Genomic DNA, 1,928 nt, shown 5'->3' on the forward strand with positions numbered 1-1,928 from the left:
CATATGAGCAGTATTCTAATGTCGATTTGACCTATTTTAAGCTTTACTTCAGGACGGTATTTGAGCAGCAAGGGTTTTCGCTGTTTTCGATTGAAAAAAGAGATTCACTGATCTTTATTTTTCTGAATAAAAGAAACACAGCAACCTGGAAGCAGCGGATGAAGGAAGGAATACAGAAGGTCGTGCAAAACGACATTAAGGTTGGCAAGCAAAAGTCCAAGCCAGTACTTGGAATTGGTAAATATGTAGATGAATTAAAGAATATTCATCTTAGTTATCAAACAGCCATCGAAACGATCCGTATCCAGAATCGCTGCATCCAGCATGAGGGCAGTTATTTTTACGATGACTTACATATATTCCGGCTCATTTCCCATTTGAACCGTCATGTGGACTTGAATGAAATCGTGCTTGAATACCTGGAGCCGGTGATCAACTATGACAAAAAGTACAATGGTAAGCTGATGGAGACGTTGAAAACGTATTTGGCGTGCAATGGATCGAAGCAAGAGACAGCGAAGCGACTGTATGTTGTCCGGCAAACTCTGTATCACCGGATTGAGAAGCTTGAGAAGCTGCTTGGGAATGATTTTATGAATCATGAAAAGCGGTTGGCGATTGACTTTATGCTGCATTCTTATGAATTTCTGCTTTCGTCTAAACCGGTTAGAGCGGTTGAGCAGGAAACGTTGTAAAGGAATGAAAGATCGTCTCCAGGGTCCCAACAAATTTCTTTACCCATAGACATAAAGGCGGTATGCCATTGTAAAACCAGTCTTGTATGTCAGTAAATAAAGTAAAGCAGTTTCCAAATAAGGAAACTGCTTTGATTGTTTCAATTTAACGACTACTTGAATTCATCAGTGACCAGATATGGCACTTCCGTCATCTTTCCCATCTTTTGTTACTTTAATCATTCCAACCGCGCCCTTGGTCACATGATTAAATTGGTGAGTGACGATCGGATAGTTGCCTTCTTTTGTTACAGTAAACTCGACAACAGCACCGCCACTCGCTGGTAACATGACTGTTTGCAGGCCTTTCATATGATTGAACGGATTTCCATCGATATAGACGTCATCAAAAATCGTACCAACAACATGGAAACTGCTGACTTCATTTGGACCGACATTATTTACGTATAAACGAATCCGGTCACCAACTTTTGCTAAAAGAGGTGTATCTACTAAACTGCCTACCACGCCATTTGTGTTTAGTTGTCCTTCTTTCAACGCCTTAGCTGAAAAAACAACATGGCTTGGCACTCCATTCGTAAAATCCTCTAAATCGTTATACTTATACCATTCATTTTGGATAATGACGAATTCACGGTCGATTTCCCCGTCATTCGGATAACCATCATTCGGCTTCACTATGATCGTTCCATGCATTCCATTTGCAATATGTGATAAAACCGGTTTGGTACCACAATGATACATGAACACTCCTGGTTTACTTGCAGGGTAGGTAAAGGAACCGCTTTCATTCGGCATTACATCAATAAAGTCCTTTGATGGAGCTGCATGTACGGCATGAAAGTCCATGCTATGGGGGATAGCAGGATCCATATTGACTAACTTGAAATTGATGATATCACCTTCATTCACTACCACTACAGGGCCAGGGGCTTCGCCGTTAAATGTCCAGGCTTTATATATATTTCCTTTTGATATCTCAATATCCGTGATTTGTGCTGTCATTTCTACATTCACTTCATTTTCGCTTACTCGTTCAATTTTTAAAGGGGTCGGTGGCTGATTTACGTTTTCGTGTGGACCAAATATGTTAGAGGCGGCAGCTGAAACGGTTCCTTTTGAATCACTAGTTTGCTGTGGGTTTTCTGAGGATGTAGTTGTATTGCAGGCTGGGAGTAAAAGTATCACGGCAGAAAAAAATGTGTTCCTTAATAGCTTTTTATTATACCTCAT

Annotated in this window: 2 protein-coding genes; one reads left to right on the forward strand and one right to left on the reverse strand. The window is 40.6% G+C overall.

From position 1 onward, the window contains the following. A partial coding sequence (locus WB217_RS16585) for a PucR family transcriptional regulator (protein WP_423994376.1) occupies nt 1–695 on the forward strand: 695 nt, incomplete at its 5' end. A gap of 165 nt (nt 696–860) precedes the next feature. Here the strand turns inward: WB217_RS16585 and WB217_RS16590 are convergent. Beyond that, entirely contained in the window at nt 861–1,928 is a 1,068-nt protein-coding gene (locus tag WB217_RS16590; protein WP_423994377.1) for a multicopper oxidase domain-containing protein, read from the reverse strand.

The sequence above is a fragment of the Mesobacillus sp. genome (genome assembly GCF_049588175.1).
Classification (GTDB): Bacteria; Bacillota; Bacilli; order Bacillales; family Cytobacillaceae; genus Mesobacillus.

Bases quoted from the DNA above. Each gene is read 5' to 3' on its own strand.
- WB217_RS16590 (WP_423994377.1), bottom strand. From the start codon at position 1,928: ATGAGGTATAATAAAAAGCTATTAAGGAACACATTTTTTTCTGCCGTG.